Genomic DNA, 22,548 nt, shown 5'->3' with positions numbered 1-22,548 from the left:
GGAGTCAGGAGTCAGGAGTCAGGAGGCAAAAGTTAATATTCTCCCCCTGCTTCCCCAGTCCCCAGTCCCCAGTCCCCAGTCCCCAGTCCCCAGTCCCCAGTCCCCAGTCCCCAGTCCCCAGTCCCCAGTCCCCAGTCCCCAGTCCCCAGTCCCCAGTCCCCAGTCCCCAGTCCCTAATCACATTCCTTTACACTCAAACAAATGTAACCCCAAGCGTTGAGACAGTTCCTCACACACCTTCACCCCCCGCACACTGTTAGCACGCCCATCTAGCAGAGGTGAAAACACTCCAATTCCCATCTGACCAGGAACAACGGCGATAATTCCCCCAGAAACGCCGCTTTTCGCTGGAATTCCTACTTTATAAGCCCATTCACCCGCAAAGTTATACATCCCACAGGTATACATCACACTCAATATATCTTTGATATAACAACTGTCTACCGCTTTTTCCTTGGTAATCGGGTTCACTCCTTTATTAGCGAGAGTAGCAGCCATCACCGCCAAATCTCGACAATTTACCATCACAGAACATTGTTGAAAATATAAATCTAGTGCTTCTTCAATATTTTGGTCAATCATGCCAAAATTTAGCATAAGATGGGCAGTAGCGCGGTTGCGGTGTCCTGTACTGCGTTCGGAAGTAAATACCGAAATATCTACAAATACATCTCGTCCAATATAACGCCTATACATTTCTAATAAGCGATTAAGGCGTTCTGTCGCTCCATTACCTTTAATTAAACTGGTAGTGGCTATAGCTCCTGCGTTTACCATCGGGTTATAGGGTCGCTTTGATTGTTCATCAAGAATAATCGCGTTAAATGCGTCTCCAGTCGGTTCTACTCCTACCCTAGTTAACACATAATCCCGTCCATGATCTTCTAAAGCTTGTCCATAAATAAACACCTTGGAAATCGACTGGATAGTAAATAGCTGTTGATAATCACCAACTTCATAAATCTGACCATCTACAGTAGCAATACAGATGCTAAATAAGTTGGGGTTTACTTTTGCTAGTTCGGGAATGTAGTTTGCGACTGTACCCTCTTGCAGTGATTTGTACTGGGAATGCAAATCTTTGAGAACTTCTAAAAATGGTGATGAACCTGTTTCTCGATCTTGTGAGTTTGCCATAAGGCTGATAACTTGCAAATAAATATGATAGTTGATGGATTAGTTGTGTTTATCAGCTAAAAGTAGTTTTTTATACTTAAAAAAGTCTACTTTACAAACTGACAACCTTTTCTCTATTTTCCCATCATTACTTTTTTTTGATGAAACCAATGCTTATTACTAAAAATAGATAGTTGTCAACCTCAAAATTACTGAACAATCAATTTTAAAAAAATACTATATTTACCAATATTTTCAAATAGCCTTTGTATCATATTTTATTCGACTCTGAAAATAAAAAACGTATTTTTTTCAGAAAAATCATTGATTATTCATAGTTTTTTTGGTTCATTTCTTCAAATCGAGCAAATATCAATTATGAGTATAAATATTGATAATTAAAATATTAAGTTCTAATAAATACTAAAAATATTGAAAATTTGAGTTATATATGTTACTATGATTACAAAGCTGATATCAAACAATCAAGCTATTAAGAACTTAAGCGAAAATCAACTTCATATTTCATGTTCATAAAAAATTATTCATATCCCGAAAAAAAATGTTACAAATCCAAAAACCTGATTTGCAAAAGGTTTTGACTGATAAAACCCAATAAGAATTGAGGAAACCAGCGCAAGACTTACGCTAAAACCCTGATCCCCAAGCCCAAAAGTTCATGTTACTCTGTTGCAGTTATAAACAAAAAGTGAAAGCGGAACGAGTTCGAGTTTCAGGTTCATTCACCAACACAGGTGAAAAAGCCATGAACCACAAAACTCGAATTACAAAACTTTAAGTTCTAGAGTCGCTTTAAAATCGGAAGCATGAATCAAAGACATTTGTGGACTACTGTCGCTGTGTTTCTGTCTGTTTTGAGTGTACCCGCAGTGGGTCGTACTCAAACCACCAAGGGAAACTCTCCAACTACCCAAGCATCTGCCGTAGCTGATGCAGTGAAAGTGGGAGAGTACCAATCCCCGACACAGGAAAATACCTTAGATGCTGTGAACACACAAATTCATCCTCACAGCGTTGAAGGTCGTCAAGCGGCAACCCTTTACATCCGAAATATTCCCGTTCTTACCTTTCTGGGTTCTAACCCAGTCAAAAGTGCGGAAACAAAAGTGGGAACAATTGGAAATAGCCAAGGCGTTAAATCTTATATCCCTGCCGCCAGTAACTCAGCTAAGGTAGCCAGTGTGGGAAGTGTAATGGATGTGAGCAAATCTCCTAGCTCCATTATTGCCGATGACCCAGTACACAGAGCCAGCTTATTAGCCTCCAAAATCAACCAGTTGATGCGGGAGGATGCAGACGCAAGCAAAATTATCGTCAGCTGGAAAACAGGGGAAAAATCTCCAGTGAATCATAATAAAGCCCAAGACAAAGGCTTCTCTGTTGAACAGCAACCTGATAGCTACACCATCAAAATCAACGGTAAAGAATTGGTGGAAATCAATGAATCCACCCAACTATCAGATACTACAAATAATCTAGCACAAGATGCATTACAAGCAACCAATCGCCTGCGGAGACTCATAGGCCAAGCATCTCCCATCAGCGAAATTGCCAACTTACCACCACGTACCACCATTTCCATGCCCAAGCTACCGCAACAAGTTGCCGGTCGCATCAAATTCAACTTCCAGGGTATAGCTTCTTGGTACGGTTATGATTGGGCAGGTAGGAAAACTGCCAACGGTGAGAGATATAATCCCGAAGGAATGACAGCAGCCCATCGTAGTTTACCTATGGGAACAAAAGTTCGTGTGACTAACACCCGGAATGGTAAGTCTGTAGTTGTGCGAATTAATGATCGTGGTCCATACATCGGTGGTCGAGTTATTGACCTTTCTCTGGGTGCAGCCCGGATATTAGGAATGATGAGCAGTGGACTTGCTCCCGTTCGTATTGAGGTGTTGGGAAGATAACACCCTTTCACAGTAAAAATTCTTTTTCGCTCTTCACTATTGTTTCATACCCCTAGTTCATTCATCTCTCACCCCAATTTTAGATATAAACTAACGGGGGAGAGGATAGAGAAGAACTAGGGGTATTTTGTGCGCTTGCTGACAACAGTTGCAGCTTTACGCTGCTATTTAAATCAACGTCGCAGGGAAAGTAATATTAAACTTTCAGACGAGCTATTATTTGATGATCAGACTACTTGGTATCCTACAAAAATTGGTTTAGTCCCCACTATGGGCGGACTGCATCAAGGTCATTTAAGCCTAATGCAACAAGCTAGGCAAGAAAATTCTACTGTGATTGTTAGTATTTTTGTCAATCCCCTACAATTTGGACCACATGAGGATTATCAACGCTATCCTCGGACTTTAGGGCAAGATCGAAAATTGTGTGAACAAGCGGGAGTTGATGCGATTTTTGCCCCTACTCCGGAAGAAATGGGAATTGCTCAGAAGAATATACAAGAAAATCAAGTGACACAAGTAATCCCTCCATCTGGTATGATAAGTAGCTTGTGTGGTAGATATCGGCCGGGTCATTTTCAAGGTGTGGCGACAATTGTCACCAAGCTTTTCAATTTGGTACAGCCTGATCGAGCTTACTTTGGTGAAAAAGATGGCCAGCAACTAGCAGTTATTAAACGTCTGGTGGCTGATTTAAATTTGCCAGTAGAAATTGTTGCTTGTCCAACGGTGCGGGAAGCGTCTGGCTTAGCTTTGAGTTCTCGTAATCAATATTTGACTGCAACGGAAAAAGATCAGGCAACAGTGTTATTTAAAGGCTTGCAGCAAGCTGAAGCGGCGTTTCGTGCTGGCGTTCGCAACAGCAGCCAGCTGATAGCATTGGTGTGGGAAGAAATCGCAAAAGTCAGCACTATCTATGTGGAATATATTGAATTGGTTGAACCGACTACATTGATGTTTCTAAGAAAAATTGAGGAGGAAGGAATGCTGGCGATCGCAGCCCGTCTAGGTTCTACACGTTTGATTGATAATACCATCTTGCGCGATGTCTACAACGGGCTACGCCAACCGATTATCGCCATTGATGGTCCTGCTGGTGCGGGTAAGTCTACCGTGGCTCGCCAAGTGGCAAACCAACTAGGGTTAGTTTATTTAGATACTGGTGCAATGTACCGTGCTATCACTTGGTTAGTGCTGGAAAACGGCATTGATATTGATGATGAATGCAGTATTGCTGAATTAGCCAACCAGTGTAAAATAGAACTTACTCCTAGTCAAAATATACAATTTCCCGTACAGGTATGGATTAATGGTATTGATGTCACTCAAGAAATTCGGAGCATTGAGGTGACATCAAAAGTATCAGCGATCGCCGCGCAAAATACAGTCCGCAAAGCCCTGGTTCAACAACAACAAAGCTGGGGGAAAAAGGGTGGTTTAGTAGCTGAAGGCCGAGACATTGGTACTCATGTTTTCCCAGATGCAGAAGTGAAAATCTTCTTAACTGCTTCTGTGAGTGAACGCGCCCGTCGTCGTCAGCAGGACTTTACAAAACAAGGGCAACCGGAAGTAAGTTTAGAACAACTCGAACGGGATATTGCCGAACGAGATTATAAAGATAGCACTCGCAAAATTTCCCCATTGCGGAAAGCCGCCGATGCAGTGGAAGTGCAAACCGATGGACTTACTCCTGGTGAGGTGGCAGCGCGAATTGTTAATTATTACCAGGATCGTTTGTCTCAACGGTAATTACCGCAGAATTCAGGATTCAGGAGTTACAGGAGTTCAGGAGTTCACAATAATTTTTGATTTCCCAATCACCAATTACCAATTACCAATTACCAATTACCCATTACCCATTACCCATTACCAGCCCCAACTAGAGAACTAGAAATCTGGGTTATTACTAAAGTGCAGTGGTTTAAGGTTCACTTTGGTAGTAGAATAGCCATGTTAAGTTTTGTGTCCCAATATCAAGGATATAAAACTGACTCAATACAAAACCTGAAATTTTCTGGTTTTTGGCAATAGCTTTAACTGGAAAACAATAAAGAGAGGACTTGAAAACATGGCATTTACACAGCTTCCCCTACCCTACGACTTTAATGCTTTAGAGCAATATGGCATGAAAGGTGAAACCTTTGAGTATCACTATGGTAAGCATCACAAAGCTTATGTAGACAACCTCAATAAACTCACCGATGGTACAGAACTTGCTGATAAGTCCCTCGAAGAAGTAATTCAAATTTCCTTCAAAGATCCTGCCAAAGCTGGCATTTTCAACAACGCGGCTCAAGTTTGGAACCACACCTTCTTTTGGAACTCACTCACACCCGCAGGTGGTGGCGCTCCCACAGGTGAACTAGCCGAGAGAATTAATAAAGACTTTGGCAGCTTCGACAAATTCAAAGAAGAATTTTCTACTGCGGCTGCAACCCAGTTTGGTAGCGGTTGGGCTTGGTTAGTTGATGACGGTGGTACACTCAAAGTCATGAAAACACCCAACGCAGAAAACCCCCTAGCTCATGGTAAAAAGGCACTGCTCACCATCGACGTTTGGGAACACGCTTATTACATCGACTTCAGAAATGCACGTCCAGCATTCATCAAAAATTTCTTGGATAACTTGGTTAACTGGGAATTTGCTGCGTCAAATCTAGCTGCTTAATTAAGAATAAAGCTTTTAGGGAAAATCCCCATGCTTAACCAGCAGGGGATTTTTAATTTAATTTGCGCTCTCACACCCCCTGATTTCTCAAGGCTTTATTGCCAAATTTGACAGATGCGAGTTTAATGTGTTTATACCTGCTCCTCGTGTTCATGATCTCTAACTATTGGCGCAAGCAGAACCAGGACAACTACCAGAACAAGGAAGGCTACGGGGACAAGGAGGAATGAACATAAGAGGGTAAAAAAATTCCTCTTGTGCTGCTGCTGTAGCTGTTTTACCATCTTCACTTCCCATTCCTAATCCTTTCAAGTGATTCTGTGGATGTTGCTAGGAAACTGGAAGCCGTGTTGAGAAACTGTCCACATTGGTGATTGGGGACTGGGGACTTATAACTACAACTTTAGAAATATTCAACTTATTGAACATCAGCATTTTGATATAGGCGATCGCTCATATTCCCAGATCCAAAACACTGGGAATATAGCGATTTGCAAAACTGACTAAAAGGTGGACGGTTAATGTAGCATAACTAAATGATTGTGTCAGCCACGCGATAATCTAATTTCCAAGATGGTACAGACTAACTCAAAATCCGCACGCGAAATTTTTAATATATCCAGATGGGCAATTAAATTTTCGTGGTTGACGGTGTGTTTTTGGATCGGGGTGACAATAGCGGGTATTCTGGCTTTTAGTTCTCTCAAATACGCCCTATTCCCCGATATTACTTTTCCCGTGGTGGTGGTTAATGCTCAAGCACCCCTCACTTCGGCTTTAGAGACAGAAGAAAAGTTAACTAAACCAATAGAAGAAAGCCTCAAATCCTTGGCAGGTCTGGAAAATATCCGTTCTTCCAGCTATCCGGGGCAAACTGCTGTAAGCTTGTTGTTTGCAGTGGGTACAAATTTAGAAACTTCTACGGAAAATACTACAACTGCACTCAAGGATTTAAAACTGCCTGAAGGAGCTAATTATCAGATTATTCCTTTAAACCTGAATGAGTCATCAGTCATTAGTTATGCCATTGAAAGCGAGTCTGGCAGTTTGGATGATTTGCAAAAATTGGCAGATGAGAAAATTGTCCCTGCGATCGCCAAATTACCAGGAGTTCTCAAAGTCTCACTGCTAGGCACTCCACCAAAATCACCTCCTCTCAATCCTACCAATGCCACTGCGGCCTTACCTCAAGGGGGCGGAAATTTAGTCAGATTTAATGGTCAAGATGTACTAGCTTTTCAAGTCATTAAACGTGGTAATGCTAATACTTTAGAAGTTGTCAGTCGCGTAGAACAGGAAGTAGAAAACCTGCGCTCTACTTTCAAAGATGTCAAATTTACCCTAGCCGCTACCCAAGCAGAATATATCCGCAAAGCTACCCAGTCAACCATAGATGCGTTGATGGAAGCGATCATTTTAGCAATTGTCGTCATTTTCCCATTTTTATGGAGTTGGCGAGCAACTTTAATTTCTGCTTTAGCTATTCCCACATCTTTGTTAGCAACGTTTATTGTGATGGCCTTTTTCGGCTTTAACTTAGAAACAATTACGTTGTTAGCTTTGGCTTTGGTTATTGGTAGTGTGATTGATGATGCCATTATTGATGTGGAAAATATCTTACGGCATATTGAAGAAGGGCAAAGTCCCCGTGAAGCGGCACATTTAGCTACCGATGAAATTGGTTTAACGGTTGTTGCTACTACTGCTACAGCTATAGCTGTTTTCTTGCCTATTGGTTTGATGGGTGGAGTAGTTGGACAATTTTTCCAGCCTTTTGGAATTACGGTTTCTGCTGCTTATATTGCTTCTACATTGGTGGCGCGGACTTTATCACCAGTTTTATCTATTTATTGGCTCAAACCTGTTAAGAAAAGAGAATTGAACCACGAAGGGCGCAAAGAACAGGAAGGGAAGAAGGTTTCAGAGAGTTCTTGGGTGGGTTTAGCAAATATTGGGGTTTATTTTACTGAAGCTTATCGCAATTTATTAGCTTGGTCTTTGAATCACCGAAAAATAGTTATTGCTTTAGCTGTACTCAGTTTTGTTGCTGGAATTGCCCTAGTTCCTTTTATTCCCAAGGGTTTTATTCCTAAGTTAGATCGGGGTGAATTTAATATTACTTATACTGCTCCTTTGCCGAAAATCCCTGATTTAGAAGCTTTACAGCAGTTAAGAAGCAGGGGTGGTTCGACTTCGCTCACCAACCAGGTAGAAGACAGAAAGGAAATAACGTCCCAGTCCCCAGTCCCCATTCCTAACCCTCTCAATGACTCTTTAGAGGTGGCAAAAAAACTGGAAGCGGAGGTAAGAAAATACCCAGATGTGGAAACTGTGTTTACTACGGTTGGTTCTCGTGGAGGTGAACCAAATAAGGGTACTCTCTATGTCAAGTTGAAGGCAAACCGCACAATTAAAACCGCAGAATTACAAGATCAATTGCGGCAAAGTTTACCTCAACTTCCTGGTGTGTCTACCAGTGTGGAAGATATTCAATTTGTGGATACTGGTGGGGAAAAACCTTTACAAATAGCACTTCGTGGTAATGATCTGAAAACTTTGAATCAAGCGGCTAAAAAAATTAAAGATCGCATTACGAAAATTCCAGGATTTGCAGATGTTACAGTTACAGGTGAAACAAATAATTCAGATCAAGTTTTTCAGATTGAACGACTCAACCAACAACGGGTAGCTTATGTCAGTGCTAATTTGGGTCAGGATTTAACTTTGGGTAATGCTACAGATAAAATTGTGGCTGAAGCTCAAGATATTTTACCTGCTGATATTACTTTAGATTTAGGTGGAGATTCTGCTAAACAAAATGAGGTTTTTAGTAGTTTTATTTCCACTTTGATTTTATCGGCGTTGTGTATTATCGTTGTCTTGATTTTACTGTTTAGAAGTTGGGTAGATCCTTTAGTGATTGGTGCTTCTTTACCTTTAGCTGTGGTGGGAGCAATGTTAGCTTTACTCTTGACTAAGAGTGATTTTGGCATGATTTCTTTGATTGGTTTTGTGTTTTTACTAGGACTTGCTAATAAAAATGCGATTGTTTTGGTAGATTACATTAATCAATTACGTCTCTCAGGTTTGGAACGCACGGAAGCTATTCTTAAAGCTGGACCTGTGAGACTCAGACCGATTATGATGACTACTGTCTCTACTATTTTAGGGATGTTACCAATTGCTTTGGGTTTTGGTGCAGGTTCTGAGTTGCGATCGCCTATGGCCGTTGCTATTGCTGGTGGTTTAGTAACTTCTACTATTCTCAGTTTAATTGTTGTTCCTGTTGTCTATGCCATTTTAGATGATTGGTTTCCCAGAAAGAAGATGACAGTTGACAGGTGACAGGTGACAGGTGACAGTTGACAGTTGACAGTTGACAGTTGACAGTTGACAGAGTTAGATCCTCGATTTTTTCAAGAAGTCGGGGATCTAATTGATATGATTAGGGGATTTACAGGATGTTGGTTTGTGTTATAATTTTGTTGTCTGAATCAGGATGTCCAGGATTTTAGGATTTACAGGATTTTAGTTTTTTCAATTTCTTAGAACATCAAAAAAATTAAAAAAAATTAAATTTTGAAAAAAAAATTCGTTTTTTGGGGTTCACCCCGTTGACTTTTTTGTCTAGACTTGATATTTTTATAATGGGAATGTGTGTCTTACAAAAAATTTTGCTTATGCTCCATTATATTAATATGACTATCATACCACGTTTACCCCGACGGCAACACCTAAAAAAAAGATTTTTTGAAGAAAAACTTATTAATTTTTAATTTTCAATAATTCAAACTTATGAATTGGGTAAAACTTCAGTTTTTTTCTTTTACTACATCCTGAAAATCCTCAAATCCTGGATATCCTGATTCTGACAAAAATCCTGTAAAATCCTAATTCATAACAGTAATTAATATTCTAGACTACCATGAAAAGTGAAGATCATCAACGAGTAGAAATATTCCTCAAAAAGTGGAAAGGTTCACAGGGTAACGAGAGAGCAAATTATCAGGGTTTCTTTTTAGAACTTTGTGATGCTTTGGCGGTAGAACGTCCAGCACCCAAAGGAAGTATAACAGGCGATCGCTATTGTTTTGATAAAGACATCAAGATATTTAACAAAGATGGAGAAACTACCAACTTTGCAGACTTCTACAAAGAAGGACATTTTTTAATAGAAGCTAAACAAGGGGGAAATACAGCTAAACGGGGTACTGCTAAACGCGGGACAAAAACCTACGATATCGCAATGGAAAAAGCTTTTTATCAAGCTCAAAGTTATACACCTTTTCTACCAAGTAAACCTCCCTTTTTAATTACCTGTGATATTGGTTCACATTTTGAAATGTGGATGAGTTTTAGTGGTAACTATGGTGGTTATGGTGCGCGGGAAAAAATTGATCTTGATCAGCTTTTAGATGAAAAAGTATTTAATCGTTTCGTTGCGATATTTAATGATCCGCAAACTTTAAACCCGGAAAAATATCGAGCGCGGGTAACAAGAGAAGTTGCAGATACCTTAGCTAAATTAGCACGGTGGTTAGAAAAACAAGGACACCAACCCCAAGAAGTGGCTAATTTTCTCATGCGCTGCATTTTTACGATGTTTGCAGAAGATGTGAAATTGTTGAAAGGAGAAGTTTTCACTAAAGCATTAAAAGAACGCTGGTTAGTTGAACCGAAGACGTTTAAGACAGATATTGAAAGCCTTTGGGATATCATGAATACTGGGGGTAGATTTAACTTTGATGAAATTCCCCAATTTAATGGTAGTTTTTTTGCTGATGCGACAGCTTTTGATTTACCCAAAGAACAGTTAGAAGTGCTGTATGAAGCTGCAAATAAAGATTGGACAGAGGTAGAACCGGCGATTTTTGGCACATTATTAGAAAGAGCTTTAGATAGTAAAGAACGTAAAAGTTTAGGAGCGCATTACACACCCCGATCCTATGTTGAGCGGTTGGTGCGTCCCGTAGTTATAGAACCTTTAAGAGAAGAATGGTTATTAGTTGAATCGGAAGTTGATCGATTTTTAACTCTGAAAGAAAAACAGCAAAAACCGACAAAAGCACAAATAGAAAAAGCTGAAAATGAGATTCGGGCATTTTTAGAGAAATTACAACAAATTCGGATTCTTGATCCTGCTTGTGGTTCGGGTAACTTTTTGTATGTGACTTTAGACTTGCTGAAAACATTGGAACAGGAAGTACAAATGCGCTTGCTGGATGTTTTGGGGAAGGTGACAACGAATTTATTAGAAGAATTTGATCCGCGTTTAGCAGGAAGAAAACAGGTAAACCCATCGCAATTTTTAGGGATTGAAATTAATCCTAGAGCGGCCGCTATTGCAGAGTTAGTAATTTGGATTGGTTATTTACAATGGCATTTTAAACGCTATGGAAGTACACCACCACCAGAACCAATTTTACAGGATTTTCATAACATTGAATTTCGTGATGCGGTGTTAGATTATGATGGTAAGGAATTAGATATTGATATTAAAACGGGTAAGGTAAAAACTCGCTGGGGTGGAAAAATGATCAAGCATCCTGTAACGGGTGAAGATGTTCCAGATCCGAGTGATCAAATTCCTATTTATCGTTATCTTAATCCTCGTCCTGCTATATGGCCAGATGCAGATTATATTGTTTCTAATCCTCCTTTTATTGGTAATAAGAGGATGAGAGAAGTTTTAGAAGATGGATATGTAGCAACTTTAAGAAATACATACACAAATGTACCTGATACGGTTGATTTTGTCATGTATTGGTGGGAGCAAGCAGCAAATTTAATCAGCAATAAAAAAGTTAAAAGTTTTGGATTTATTACTACAAACAGCATTACTCAATCATTTAATCGAGAAATTTTAAATAATTATCTTTCAAATCAAAAAATTTCTTTATCTTTTGCAATTCCTGATCATCCTTGGATAGATGAAAAAGATGGTGCTGCGGTACGTATTGCGATGACAGTTGGTGTTCCAGAAATTGAATTTCCAGGAAACTTATTAAAAACAAAAACTGAAGAGATAAAAGAAGACGGAATTTCAATCATTGAATTTGATACTGTTCGGGGTTTAATTCATCCTGATTTAACAATTGGAGCAAACATTACAGCAATGAAAGCTCTAAAATCAAATGAAAAAATGTCATTTCAGGGTGTCATACCTTTAGGTACAGGATTTCGGATTGATGAAACTGAATTAAATGATTTAGGTTTAGATATTAATAATTTACCATCTGTTGTCAAACCTTACATGATTGGACGTGATGTGGTTCAACAATTTAAACTCAAGTGGATAATTGATTTCTTTGGATTTTCTAAAGATCAAGCTGCTCAGTTATTCCCTTTGTTGTATCAGAGACTTTTATTAACTGTTAAACCATCAAGAGATACACAAAATAGAAAATCTAATAGAGAAAATTGGTGGTTATTTGGAGAAAAAAGACCAGGATTAAGGAAAGCAATTGAAGGTATAAATAGATTTATTGTCACTCCAGATACTTCTAAATTTAAACCATTTACCTTTGTTGATGCTTCCGTTATTCCTGATGTTCAACTTTATTCTGTTGTTTCAGATGATGCTTGGATATTAGGTGTTTTAGAATCTGCTATTCATCAAACTTGGGTATTTCAGGTTGGACCTACTTTAGAAGATAGACGACGTTGGAAACCATCAATTGTTTTCGATCCTTTCCCTTTTCCAAATCCTACACCAGAACAAAAACAGAAAATCCGGGAATTAGGAGAAAGATTAGACTCCCATCGTAAACGAGTACAAACACAACATCCCGAAATCACAATTACAGGAATGTATAACCTGCTAGAAAAACTCCGCAAAGGTGAAACATTTACCGACGCAGATAAAACATATAATAATAAAGCCTTAGTTTCCACCCTCAAACAAATTCATGATGAATTAGATAATGCGGTTCTTGATGCTTATGAATGGCAAGATTTAAAAGATAATCAAAAAACAAAAGCAGAAATTGAAGAAATTATCTTAGAACGCTTAGTTACTCTCAATGCTGAACGTGCAGAAGAAGAACGTAACGGTATAGTTCGCTGGTTGCGTCCCGAATATCAAGCACCAAACGAAGTTACTCAAAAAGTGCTAACGGAAGTAATGGAAACAGAAGCAACCGTCATTATTCCCAGCGAACAAAAAACATTTCCCAAACAACCAAAAGACCAACTTGCAGCTATCCGCGACTTACTCCGCACCAATACCAGCGAGTGGACTGTGGATCAAATTGCTGCTCAATTCAAAAATGGTGGAAAATACAAAAATGCCATTGCTGAAAATGTCGAAAGATTAGAATGGTTTGGAATTTTAATCTGTCGAGAAACCGGAGCAACCAAACGCTGGCAATATGTGGAAATATAGTAAAATGTCTGAATCAGGATTGACAGAATGTTTGTTTGTGTTATAATTTTTTTGTTAGAATCAGGATGTCCAGGATTTTAGGATTTACAGGATTTTAGTCGTTTCAATTTCTTAGGACATCAAAAAATTAAAAAAAAATTAAATTTTGAAAAAAAAATTCGTTTTTTGGGGTCTAACCCCGTTGACTTTTTAGCCTAGAACCGATACTCTGATAATGGGAATGCGTGCCTTTAAAAAAATTTTGCTTACACTCCATTATATTAATATGACTATCATACCACGCTGACAGCGACCTGAACCCTGAAAAAACAAAATTTTTTTTGAAAAAACTTATTAAAAAAAGTTATTTAATAAATAAATCTTATTGATTATGGAAAATATTCGGAACTTATTTGTTCAACATAAAATCTTTATTAACAGCAGCATTTTGTATCTGATTGCTAAACATATCTAACATTGCGATAATTTCCGTATGTAATTCTATGTATTTTTCTCTACTAACCAGTAAATCGTTACCGTGAGCTATTTCATTTCTAGATTTTAAGAGGCTTTCATCTATTAATTTTGACTTAGTAGAATATAATGAAAAATCTAATCCTAAAATATCAGTGATGTCCTTCAAAACTTGAGAAGAAAGATTGGAAGCTGTAGATATTGCTTTTTTGGGTAAAGAACATCTCGTATTTAATTGGGAAAGAAAAAAGTCACAAACAGGGATATATAATGATGGTTTATTGGTGTCTTTGGCATCTTTGAGTTTTTCTTTCATTGCTAAAGCTAGAAAATTACTAGCAAGCTGATCATAACGAAGTCTTTGCATATCAACATATTCCAGATAAGAATTAGCTGCTAATTTAACAAAACCCTCCCAATGAGCATATAAAATACATATTCCACTGCGAATACATACATTATGCCTTTGAGGAGAAACATTTTTTAATTCTATTAAGGATTTTATTTCTGACAGTTCCTTTTTTCTCCAAGCAAGATCAGTTGCAAGGATATCACTTAGTTTTTCAGCAGTGCGGATGCTCATGAGGGAGAAAATACTCCTCTACCAAGGGGAATAAGATAGGGTAAACGTCTTGCACCATTTACACCTGCACCTGACCATTTTTTGTAAGTTGAATCTGACCAAATTTTTTTGATAATATCAGATATTTGGTTTATGGGAGGTAAATTTTTATAGTTGTGTCCAATTCCTAATGCTATTACTTCATAGGACGATAATAGAAACCCACCAAGAAACCTGTTTTCTTCAGATTTATACCTTTTGAAACTATTATCCCCTGTGGTTTGATTAAGGATATCAAATGTTTTTTTAAATGCTGTTTCTATATGGCTATAATCTAAGTTTTGATTAAGAGCCATTTTCCGCATTTCATCTGTTAGGAAAACGTTAACATCGTCACCCAATTTTTTAATTTCCACATCCTGATCAAATAGCAGAATAAAACGCAAGACTAATTCCATATCATACCGTTCTTCTTTAAGCCTATCACTCAAAGAAATACAGTTTATGAAGGGTTCATAGTTGGCAAGTGAGAGCATCAATTCGTATAAATTCTTGTTTAACATCAAAAGGATACAATTTCTTACTTCTTGGGGTGTGGCAAGTGATCCTCCTGTATTTAGTCTCTGAAATAGCTCATATTTAATCATTGGATCGCTTTCTTTTTTAACGATATTGACACCAATTTTTGCTCTCCTAATCAATAAACGTTGTGTTTGGGTCAGAGAATTCTTTTCATCATTTGGATCATCCCATTTTTTACCTTCTAAAGATGGTAAATATGTGGTTTTCTGTAAAGCAACTGGATCAGTATTTTCTTCTTGTTCATTTTTTTTAAGAAGACCCGTAAATTCATATATTGTTGATAGTCTTTGAACACCATCCACAATATCCCAAACACCATCATCTCTTTCACTGACAAAAATTGGTGGAATTGGTATACCTAACAAAATTGATTCGATAAAAGTTGATTTTTGATGATCTGACCAGCGAAAAAATCTTTGGAAATCTGGATTAATATCAATCTCATTACTCTGATAAAGACTCATCCATTCTCCAATAGACATTGAGTAGTCATCTGTCCGAATTTCTTGGCTTATTTTGTCAATTTCTTCTTGTAGGGACATAGTTTAAAGTGATATAACCGTTAGTACATATAATAATCTTATCATTAACGGATTTTGCGAAAACAAAAAACTCTGGCAACTTGTCCAGATATATGGATAATCAAATACTGAGTAACAAAGGGTGATTCAATGCGGGCTTTTGTGACTGGTGGTACGGGGTTTATTGGTTCTCATGTAGTGCGATCGCTATTAGAATCAGGATACAAAGTTACGGCTTTAGTACGTCGAAGTAGTAACCTGGGAAATTTACGGAGTTTAGAAATAGATATTGTCAAAAGTGATTTAAATGATCCCAATATCTGGAAACAGATGCAAGGTTGTAATTATCTGTTTCATGTAGCTGCCCATTATTCCCTGTGGCAAAAAGACCGCGATTTACTGTATCGTCATAATGTGGAAGGTACAAGGAATATTTTAGCAGCAGCGCAAAAAGCGGGAATTGAACGCACAGTTTATACCAGTTCCGTCGCAGCTATTGGAGTAGGAAAATCGGGTAAAGTTGTGGATGAAAACCATCAGAGTCCAGTAGAGAAGTTAGTGGGAGACTATAAAAAGTCTAAATTCCTAGCTGAACAAGCCGCAAAAGAAGCAGCAAAACAAGGTCAAGATATAGTGATAGTTAATCCTAGCAGTCCTATAGGACCATTGGATATTAAACCCACACCCACCGGAGATATTATTCTGCGGTTTTTGCGACGACAAATGCCGGCTTATGTGGATACTGGTTTGAACTTTATTGATGTGCGAGATGTAGCTAAGGGACATTTACTAGCTTTAGAAAAAGGAAAAACAGGCGATCGCTATATTCTCGGACATCAAAATCTCAGTCTCAAACAACTGCTAGAAATACTATCTGATATCACCGGAATAAAAGCACCGCAAGTATCAGTTCCCGCTTTTTTACCATTGAGTGTTGCTTGGATAGAAGAGAAAATTCTTGCACCTATGGGAAAAACCCCCACAGTTCCTATAGATGGTGTTCGCATGGCACAGCAACCAATGTATTATGATGCTTCCAAGGCCATCCGCGAACTTAGTCTACCTCAGTCTTCTCTGAAGGTAGCACTCAAGGACGCTGTTGATTGGTTTGTTGCTAATGGTTATGTCAAATAAGTTCGTAGTCAGCACTTAAGTGCTGACTACAAACGATGTGGTGTTATCAAGAGAGGAGAATAGTTAAATGGCGATTAATGTACAACAAGCTATAGACATCGGTAAATATTTAGTTAAACAACGTCTGTTAGGACGTAAACGCTTCCCTCTGGTTTTAATGTTAGAACCTTTATTTAGATGTAACTTAGCTTGTTCTGGTTGTGGAAAAATCCAACATCCTACAGAAGTTCTCAAACAAAATCTGACCCCAGAACAATGTTTTGCAGCTGTAGAAGAATGTGGCGCACCTGTGGTTTCTATTCCTGGAGGAGAACCATTATTACATCCACAAATTGATGAAATTGTTAAAGGTTTAGTAGAACGCAAGAAATATGTTTACTTGTGTACCAATGGTTTGTTGTTAGAAAAGAGTCTCCATAAATTTCAACCTTCTCCTTATCTAACTTTCAGTGTTCATCTTGATGGAATGCGGGAATGGCATGATAAATGTGTAGACAGAAAAGGCGTTTTTGATGTTGCTGTGCAAGCGATCCGCGCTGCTAAATCTAAAGGTTTTCGTGTGACTACAAACTCGACTATTTTTGAAGGTTGTGATGTCAAAGAAATGCAGGAATTTTTTGATTTTCTCGATACTTTAAAAGTTGATGGAATGATGATTTCCCCTGGTTACAGTTATGAATGGGCACCAGATCAAGATCATTTTCTGCAAAAAGAACAAACCCGCGCTTTATTTAGAGAAATTCTTGCACCTTACACATCTGGGAAGAAAAACTGGAACTTTAATCACAACCCATTATTTTTAGATTTTCTCATTGGAGAAAAAGACTATGAATGTACTCCTTGGGGTAGTCCTAGTTATAGTGTTTTGGGTTGGCAAAAACCTTGTTATTTGTTGAATGAAGGTTATTATCAAACTTTCCAAGAATTGTTAGATGAGACTGATTGGAGTAAGTACGGACGCGCTAGTGGTAATCCTAAATGTGCTGATTGTATGGTGCATTGTGGTTATGAACCAACCGCAGCGATGGATGCGATGCAACCGCAAAATATAGCTCGTTCTTTGACTACTGTTTTTGGTAGATGATAAGTTGAGAATGTCAGAATCAGGATGAACAAGATTATAGGATTTACAGGATGAAGGATGAATTTATTAATACTGAATCTTGTTAATCTGAAAAAATAGTCAATCCTGATTTTGACAATAGAAATTTTATGAATCAGTTTATGAATCAGGATTAGGAGCATTAAAGGAGCAATATGATAAAATAAGAAAGGATGCACAGGATGAAAAAACAGGAATACCATGAAGACCCAAGAACTCCAAATTTTACAAACTCTTTATGGACAAGATTTTTTTGCTTGGGTAGAACAGACCGCAGAAATTTTGCGATCGCAACAGTGGGAAGCATTAGATTTAGAAAATTTAATTGAGGAAGTGGTAGATTTGGGTAAGAGTCAACAGCGAGCGTTACAGAGTGCTTTAAGGTTGGTGTTATCACACCTGCTAAAGTGGAAATATCAGCCTGAACGTCGTAGTAAAAGTTGGCAAGTAACCATTACCCGTGAACGATTGAATTTAGATGAATTATTGGCAGAAAGTCCCAGTTTACGACGGTTTTTAACTGATGATGAATGGATAAACGCTACTTATCAAAGAGCGCGAAAAGAGGCAATGGTGGAAACTGGTTTATCAGAGGAGAAATTTGCGATCGCTTGTCCTTTTGCTCTCAATCAAATTTTAGACCTAGACTTTTATCCTCACTCTGACGAATAATTACTTAAAAAATCAGTTACATATATAAAATATCCGCTGCTGATTATTATTTGTAGAATATATGTACATATATATCTGAAAACCTACACAATCTCCAAAAATGACAGAAGCTAAAAACGTACTCGGTACAAAATTAGAACTTTGCTGCACATCTCCCATGACTGGATATTACCGCGATGGTTTTTGTAACACAGGAGGGCAAGATTTTGGAATGCACGTTGTTTGCGCTCAAGTAACAGCAGAATTTTTAGAATATACAAAATCCCAAGGCAATGATTTAAGCACACCTGTACCCTATTTTAATTTTCCTGGTTTAAAACCTGGAGATTGTTGGTGTTTATGTGCTGCCAGATGGCAAGAAGCTTTAGAAGCGGGTGTTGCACCTCCTGTTGTTTTGGAAGCTACCCACTCTAGAGCTTTGGAAGTTTGTAATTTAGAAGATTTACAAAAGCATGGGGTAATTCGTAATTAGCTTTTTTTCCATTCAATAGATATAGATCCCCAACCTCTTTGATCTTTGAAAAGTCGGGGATCAGGTTATTATTTAATTAGGGCTTGCTGAATAAATGTAAAACCTAGATAGGGTTTGCTGATAGCGTAGCGTGGTGTTAGCCATACTCCTGGCCACTCAGAGATAACTTTTTCAGCAAACCCTACTTAACTAATACCAAATACAGAACCAACGGTAGACTTAATTGAATTTCCAGCATCCTTTAAAGTCTGAGTAATTGGGTGTTTGGACTGCAAAAATACTCTCGCACAATTACGTCCTGGCATTCCTGAAATTGAACCACCGGGATGAGTACCTGCACCTGTTAAAAACAGGTTATCAATGGGGGTTTTATAATTTGCTAATTCTGGTAAAGGTCTAAAAAATACCATTTGATCTAATGTCATATCAATATGGTAATAATTGCCTTTATAAGCCCCTAATCTTTCTCCTAATTCTGCTGGACTTTCTACCCTTCTAGCGATAGTTGCATTTTTCACATTGGGAGCGTAAGTTGCTAGTTTATCAACTACTTTATCTGCAACTTTATTTTTCAATTCATCAGTCCAACCTGTACCTTTTAAACCTGTACCTTCTGCTCCAGAAATTTGATAAGGGGCAAAAAATTCAATCCAAACTGTATGTTTTCCTGGTGGTGCTAAAGTCGGATCAAGAAAGCTAGGCATCACTAAATACATTGAGGGATCACTATCAGGAATTTCTCCGATTGTACATTTACTATGCGCCTGTTCTACATGATTCATGGAATCTGCAATTAAAATTGAACCAATGAGATATTCGTCTTTATGTTCATGGTAAGGAAAACGCAAGGGTTCATCTAATGCTAAATCTATCTTTAAGATAGTTTCATTATTATTAACTATGCGCCTTTCTAATCTGTCTCGTAATTCTGGATCAGCATCATCTACTTCTTGAGCATCTATCAATTGTAAAAATAATCTTTTGGCATCAATATTAGAAATTACTCCATATTTTGCCCGATATTCTTCACCATTGGCAACCCGTACACCTACGGCTTTACCATCATCAATTAAGACTTTTTCTACTTGCTGATCTGTGAGAATTTCGCCGCCTTTTGCTGTTACCAAATTCACTAATGCTTTGACTAATGCACCTGTTCCTCCACGGGGTCTAGTCATTCCTGGATGATGACGCATAGACATCATCATTACACCTATGGCCAGGTTTTTCTGTGATGGTGGCGCTCCTAGTTCTGATGCTAGTCTAGAAAGTGGTGCTTTGAGAAATTCTTCATCAAACCATTCATTTAAAATATCTTCTGCACTGGTGAGCATTGTTCGCACAAAATCTAAACTTTTTTGGGTAGAACCAATGACAGAAAATAAATCTTTGAATTTTTGCAGGTTGTAGTTACCGAATATATCTATAATTGATTTGGGTGGAGCGTTGAACATGGGCATCATGGCGTTAATTGCCCGTTGCCAATAATGTGTAAACTCGGCATATTTTTTAGCATCTCTTTCATTATACCTGGCTATTTCTGCACAGGTTTTTTCTAATGATTTATGGGCTAAAAAATATTTCCCATCGGGATGGGGACAAAAAACAACTGGGTCACATTCTAGATATTCTAATCCATATTTTTCTAGTTCTAATTCCTGAACAACTGGACCGAGATGAATAAATTCATGGTCAATAGCACAGAGGTTAAATTTAAACCCTGGTGCTTTGTCTGGGATACATTCTTCTGTTGTGGCCGCACCACCGGGAACAGAACGTTTTTCTAGTAGCAGGACGCTATAACCTGCTTTGAGTAAATAAGCAGCACACACTAAACCATTGTGTCCTGCGCCAATAATTACAACATCATATTCTTTCATGTTTTTTATTTGATCATAAACTTCTATAAGGAGTCAGGAGTCGTAGGGGCGAAGTAGGGGCGTTTTGTAGGATTCTGTATTTTGAATCCTCACTGGGAATATAAGATTGCTGTGCAACTTAATTAAGATTTTGTAAGGTTTCTTCTGAAGGAAGTTGTTTAACATGGGCTGCGAGCATGAGTATTAATTGACCCTTTTTGACTTGCATATCTCTAATATAAAATATCATATCTTCCCATTCAAAGTATGGTAAATTGAGAATTTCTTTAACTTTTTGCATGGCTGCAGTAATTAATTCTATTCTAATTCCTTCACCTTGGGTACAACGAAAACTCTCTAACATGGCAGGTTTTGTTTGGGTGCGGGGATGAGCTATAGCATGATATCCTAAAATGTGACTGTTTCCCTGTTCTTTGAGCCAAATTTTACCTTGAAATTCTAAGGTCTCATCAGCAGGTAGAAAAACCTGCATTTCTTGGGGTTCAAATTTGACAATTTTTCCATCTACATCTAGCTGGAATTTTTGCACTAAGCTGCGAATTATTTCTGAAGTTAAAGCTAAGTTAATATCAGTTTCTTCCATGACAACATGGGCGATCGCATTTACTGGTTCATTAAGTTTAATCTGCCCAAATATGGCACTAAAAGGATTGACAGCAATGGTATCTGTTTGCAGTTTAATTTCTTGAACACGGATTTTTTCCCTAATCACTAATCCTTGACCAGCTATAGCAACCCCGTCTACTTTTCCCTGAATTATTTTACCAATATCTGTTTGTATGTCTACATCTATTTTTTCTGATTCATCTAATTCTTCAGTTAATCTGCTTTGGGCTGCCTGAGCTAATAATTTTTCTTCAAACTTTTTTTGTACAAACGGCTGTTCAGGCATAAAAATTTTTATTCTCACAATGTGTTATTACTTGCTAATCTAGCCTCTGAATCATCAAAAGAGTATCTATAGTCAGACATAAACTCATTAGTAGATTTAATCAAGGAGTCAGGAGTCAGGAGTGGGGGTTTAGCACTGCTAAACCCTATCCGGTAGATGTTATTGCTAAAGCACTGAGAGCTTTATTAGATTATCTGGAAAATAACCCTAACCCCAGTCCAGAATTTATTGAACGCTTACCCCGTTCTGTTTCCGCAGTTAATCGTAAATTTCTCAGCGTATTAGGAAAACGTCAACTTATACCTATAGAATTAGAAAGTCAAGAACCAGATTTTAACCTATGTCGTGTAGTAGATCGAGAAGAAAGAACTGATGTCCCAGACCAAACAATTACAAAAATAGTCCGTCGTGGTTTTCGTTGGGGTGAAAAAATTATCCGTCCGAAAGAAGTAATTACGGCGAAGCCTGTCGTCTAATGGCGAGTCTGCGAATGTAGAATCCCCTCGCCTTTAGGCAGGGGAGTGTCAATGGTATGGGTTCGTACAGAACCAAAATTACTAATAATTATACCTTGAGAGTCACAATCATCAAAATACTATGAAGCCGCAAGAAAGTAATATTACAGAAACTTCCACATCTGCAAAAACATGGCGTGGTTGGCAAGAAAACCTGACTTTAATAGCGATCGCACTAACTTTAGCATTACTAATCAGGACATTTATCGCCGAACCCCGATTAATACCATCAGAATCAATGTACCCCACCTTACACATAGGCGATCGCTTAGTAGTGGAAAAAGTATCTTACCGTTTTCATCCTCCCGAAACAGGCGATATTGTCGTTTTTCAAACACCACCAGAATTACAACGTCGTGGATATGACAAAAACCAAGCCTTTATCAAGCGTATTATTGGTAGGCCAGGAGAGGTAATTAGTGTAGCGAATGGTAAAGTTTACCTCAACGGTCAGCCTTTACAAGAAGATTACATTGCCGAACCACCAAATCAGCCATTTCCAACCGTAAAAATCCCAGAAGATGAATTTTTCGTGATGGGAGACAACCGCAACGATAGTAATGACTCCCGATACTGGGGCTTTTTACCTCAGCAAAATCTCATTGGCCGTGCTACCTTTCGCTTCTGGCCTTTAGACCGTATCGGGTTAATTTTGTGACTG

Annotated in this window: 18 protein-coding genes; 11 read left to right on the top strand and 7 right to left on the bottom strand. The window is 38.2% G+C overall.

Annotation, left to right across the window (positions count from 1 at the left end):
• Nucleotides 1-4 precede the first annotated feature (4 nt).
• A complete protein-coding gene (locus H6F45_RS06405) occupies nucleotides 5-181 on the bottom strand; it encodes a hypothetical protein (RefSeq protein ID WP_190346775.1) in 177 nt (58 codons plus the stop codon).
• The gene (gene glsA, locus H6F45_RS06400; RefSeq protein ID WP_096571876.1) at nucleotides 178-1,137 is read right to left on the bottom strand and encodes a glutaminase A; all 960 of its coding nucleotides are present in this window, start codon (nucleotides 1,135-1,137) and stop codon (nucleotides 178-180) included. The genes H6F45_RS06405 and glsA overlap by 4 nt, the downstream gene beginning before the upstream one ends.
• Nucleotides 1,138-1,943: 806 nt before the next feature.
• Here glsA and H6F45_RS06395 point away from each other — a divergent pair.
• The 3 genes from H6F45_RS06395 (at nucleotide 1,944) to H6F45_RS06385 (ending at nucleotide 5,718) form a co-directional block, all read left to right on the top strand.
• The gene (locus tag H6F45_RS06395) at nucleotides 1,944-3,050 is read left to right on the top strand and encodes a septal ring lytic transglycosylase RlpA family protein (RefSeq protein WP_137667901.1); all 1,107 of its coding nucleotides are present in this window, start codon (nucleotides 1,944-1,946) and stop codon (nucleotides 3,048-3,050) included.
• Nucleotides 3,051-3,179: 129 nt separating this feature from the next.
• The gene (locus H6F45_RS06390; protein WP_190346774.1) at nucleotides 3,180-4,799 is read left to right on the top strand and encodes a bifunctional pantoate--beta-alanine ligase/(d)CMP kinase; all 1,620 of its coding nucleotides are present in this window, start codon (nucleotides 3,180-3,182) and stop codon (nucleotides 4,797-4,799) included.
• Between the two features lie 319 nt (nucleotides 4,800-5,118).
• Entirely contained in the window at nucleotides 5,119-5,718 is a 600-nt protein-coding gene (locus H6F45_RS06385) for a superoxide dismutase (RefSeq protein ID WP_096571872.1), read from the top strand.
• A 159-nt stretch (nucleotides 5,719-5,877) separates the two neighbouring features.
• Here H6F45_RS06385 and H6F45_RS06380 read toward each other — a convergent pair whose 3' ends face one another.
• A complete protein-coding gene (locus tag H6F45_RS06380; protein ID WP_162501890.1) occupies nucleotides 5,878-6,015 on the bottom strand; it encodes a hypothetical protein in 138 nt (45 codons plus the stop codon).
• A gap of 276 nt (nucleotides 6,016-6,291) precedes the next feature.
• Between H6F45_RS06380 and H6F45_RS06375 the strand changes: the two genes are divergently transcribed.
• Nucleotides 6,292-9,063, top strand: a complete 2,772-nt coding sequence (locus H6F45_RS06375) for an efflux RND transporter permease subunit (protein WP_190346773.1) — start codon at nucleotides 6,292-6,294, stop codon at nucleotides 9,061-9,063.
• A 580-nt stretch (nucleotides 9,064-9,643) separates the two neighbouring features.
• Entirely contained in the window at nucleotides 9,644-13,102 is a 3,459-nt protein-coding gene (locus tag H6F45_RS06370; protein ID WP_190346772.1) for a class I SAM-dependent DNA methyltransferase, read from the top strand.
• Nucleotides 13,103-13,490: 388 nt separating this feature from the next.
• Here H6F45_RS06370 and H6F45_RS06365 read toward each other — a convergent pair whose 3' ends face one another.
• Complete coding sequence (locus tag H6F45_RS06365; protein ID WP_190346771.1) at nucleotides 13,491-14,138, bottom strand: MAE_28990/MAE_18760 family HEPN-like nuclease; 648 nt, start codon at nucleotides 14,136-14,138, stop codon at nucleotides 13,491-13,493.
• Nucleotides 14,135-15,241 (bottom strand): DUF262 domain-containing protein, encoded by a 1,107-nt coding sequence (locus H6F45_RS06360; protein WP_190346770.1) that lies wholly within the window; start codon nucleotides 15,239-15,241, stop codon nucleotides 14,135-14,137. The genes H6F45_RS06365 and H6F45_RS06360 overlap by 4 nt, the downstream gene beginning before the upstream one ends.
• Before the next feature lie 129 nt (nucleotides 15,242-15,370).
• On the opposite strand from H6F45_RS06360, the gene hpnA reads away from it, so the two are divergent.
• The 4 genes from hpnA (at nucleotide 15,371) to H6F45_RS06340 (ending at nucleotide 18,600) form a co-directional block, all read left to right on the top strand.
• The gene (gene hpnA / locus H6F45_RS06355) at nucleotides 15,371-16,354 is read left to right on the top strand and encodes a hopanoid-associated sugar epimerase (protein ID WP_190346769.1); all 984 of its coding nucleotides are present in this window, start codon (nucleotides 15,371-15,373) and stop codon (nucleotides 16,352-16,354) included.
• A gap of 67 nt (nucleotides 16,355-16,421) precedes the next feature.
• Nucleotides 16,422-17,438, top strand: a complete 1,017-nt coding sequence (gene hpnH, locus H6F45_RS06350) for an adenosyl-hopene transferase HpnH (protein WP_096571867.1) — start codon at nucleotides 16,422-16,424, stop codon at nucleotides 17,436-17,438.
• Nucleotides 17,439-17,657: 219 nt separating this feature from the next.
• Nucleotides 17,658-18,128 carry a DUF29 domain-containing protein gene (locus H6F45_RS06345; protein ID WP_096571866.1) on the top strand — a complete coding sequence of 157 codons (471 nt, stop codon included), beginning with the start codon at nucleotides 17,658-17,660 and terminating at the stop codon, nucleotides 18,126-18,128.
• Between the two features lie 100 nt (nucleotides 18,129-18,228).
• Complete coding sequence (locus H6F45_RS06340) at nucleotides 18,229-18,600, top strand: DUF2237 domain-containing protein (protein WP_190346768.1); 372 nt, start codon at nucleotides 18,229-18,231, stop codon at nucleotides 18,598-18,600.
• A gap of 185 nt (nucleotides 18,601-18,785) precedes the next feature.
• On the opposite strand, the gene crtO is transcribed toward H6F45_RS06340, so the two are convergent.
• A complete protein-coding gene (gene crtO, locus H6F45_RS06335) occupies nucleotides 18,786-20,489 on the bottom strand; it encodes a beta-carotene ketolase CrtO (protein ID WP_190346804.1) in 1,704 nt (567 codons plus the stop codon).
• A 109-nt stretch (nucleotides 20,490-20,598) separates the two neighbouring features.
• Nucleotides 20,599-21,390: a DUF2993 domain-containing protein gene (locus tag H6F45_RS06330; RefSeq protein ID WP_347237713.1), complete on the bottom strand. Its 792-nt coding sequence runs from the start codon at nucleotides 21,388-21,390 to the stop codon at nucleotides 20,599-20,601.
• Between the two features lie 32 nt (nucleotides 21,391-21,422).
• On the opposite strand from H6F45_RS06330, the gene grpE reads away from it, so the two are divergent.
• Both grpE and lepB read left to right on the top strand, forming a co-directional pair.
• Nucleotides 21,423-21,848, top strand: a complete 426-nt coding sequence (grpE, locus tag H6F45_RS06325) for a nucleotide exchange factor GrpE (RefSeq protein ID WP_190346802.1) — start codon at nucleotides 21,423-21,425, stop codon at nucleotides 21,846-21,848.
• Nucleotides 21,849-21,969: 121 nt separating this feature from the next.
• A complete protein-coding gene (gene lepB / locus H6F45_RS06320) occupies nucleotides 21,970-22,545 on the top strand; it encodes a signal peptidase I (RefSeq protein WP_096571861.1) in 576 nt (191 codons plus the stop codon).
• Nucleotides 22,546-22,548 lie beyond the last annotated feature (3 nt).

Source organism: Sphaerospermopsis sp. FACHB-1194 (assembly GCF_014696235.1).
In the GTDB taxonomy this organism is placed as follows: Bacteria; Cyanobacteriota; Cyanobacteriia; order Cyanobacteriales; family Nostocaceae; genus Sphaerospermopsis; species Sphaerospermopsis kisseleviana.
This window is presented reverse-complemented; position numbering and strand designations above follow the sequence as displayed.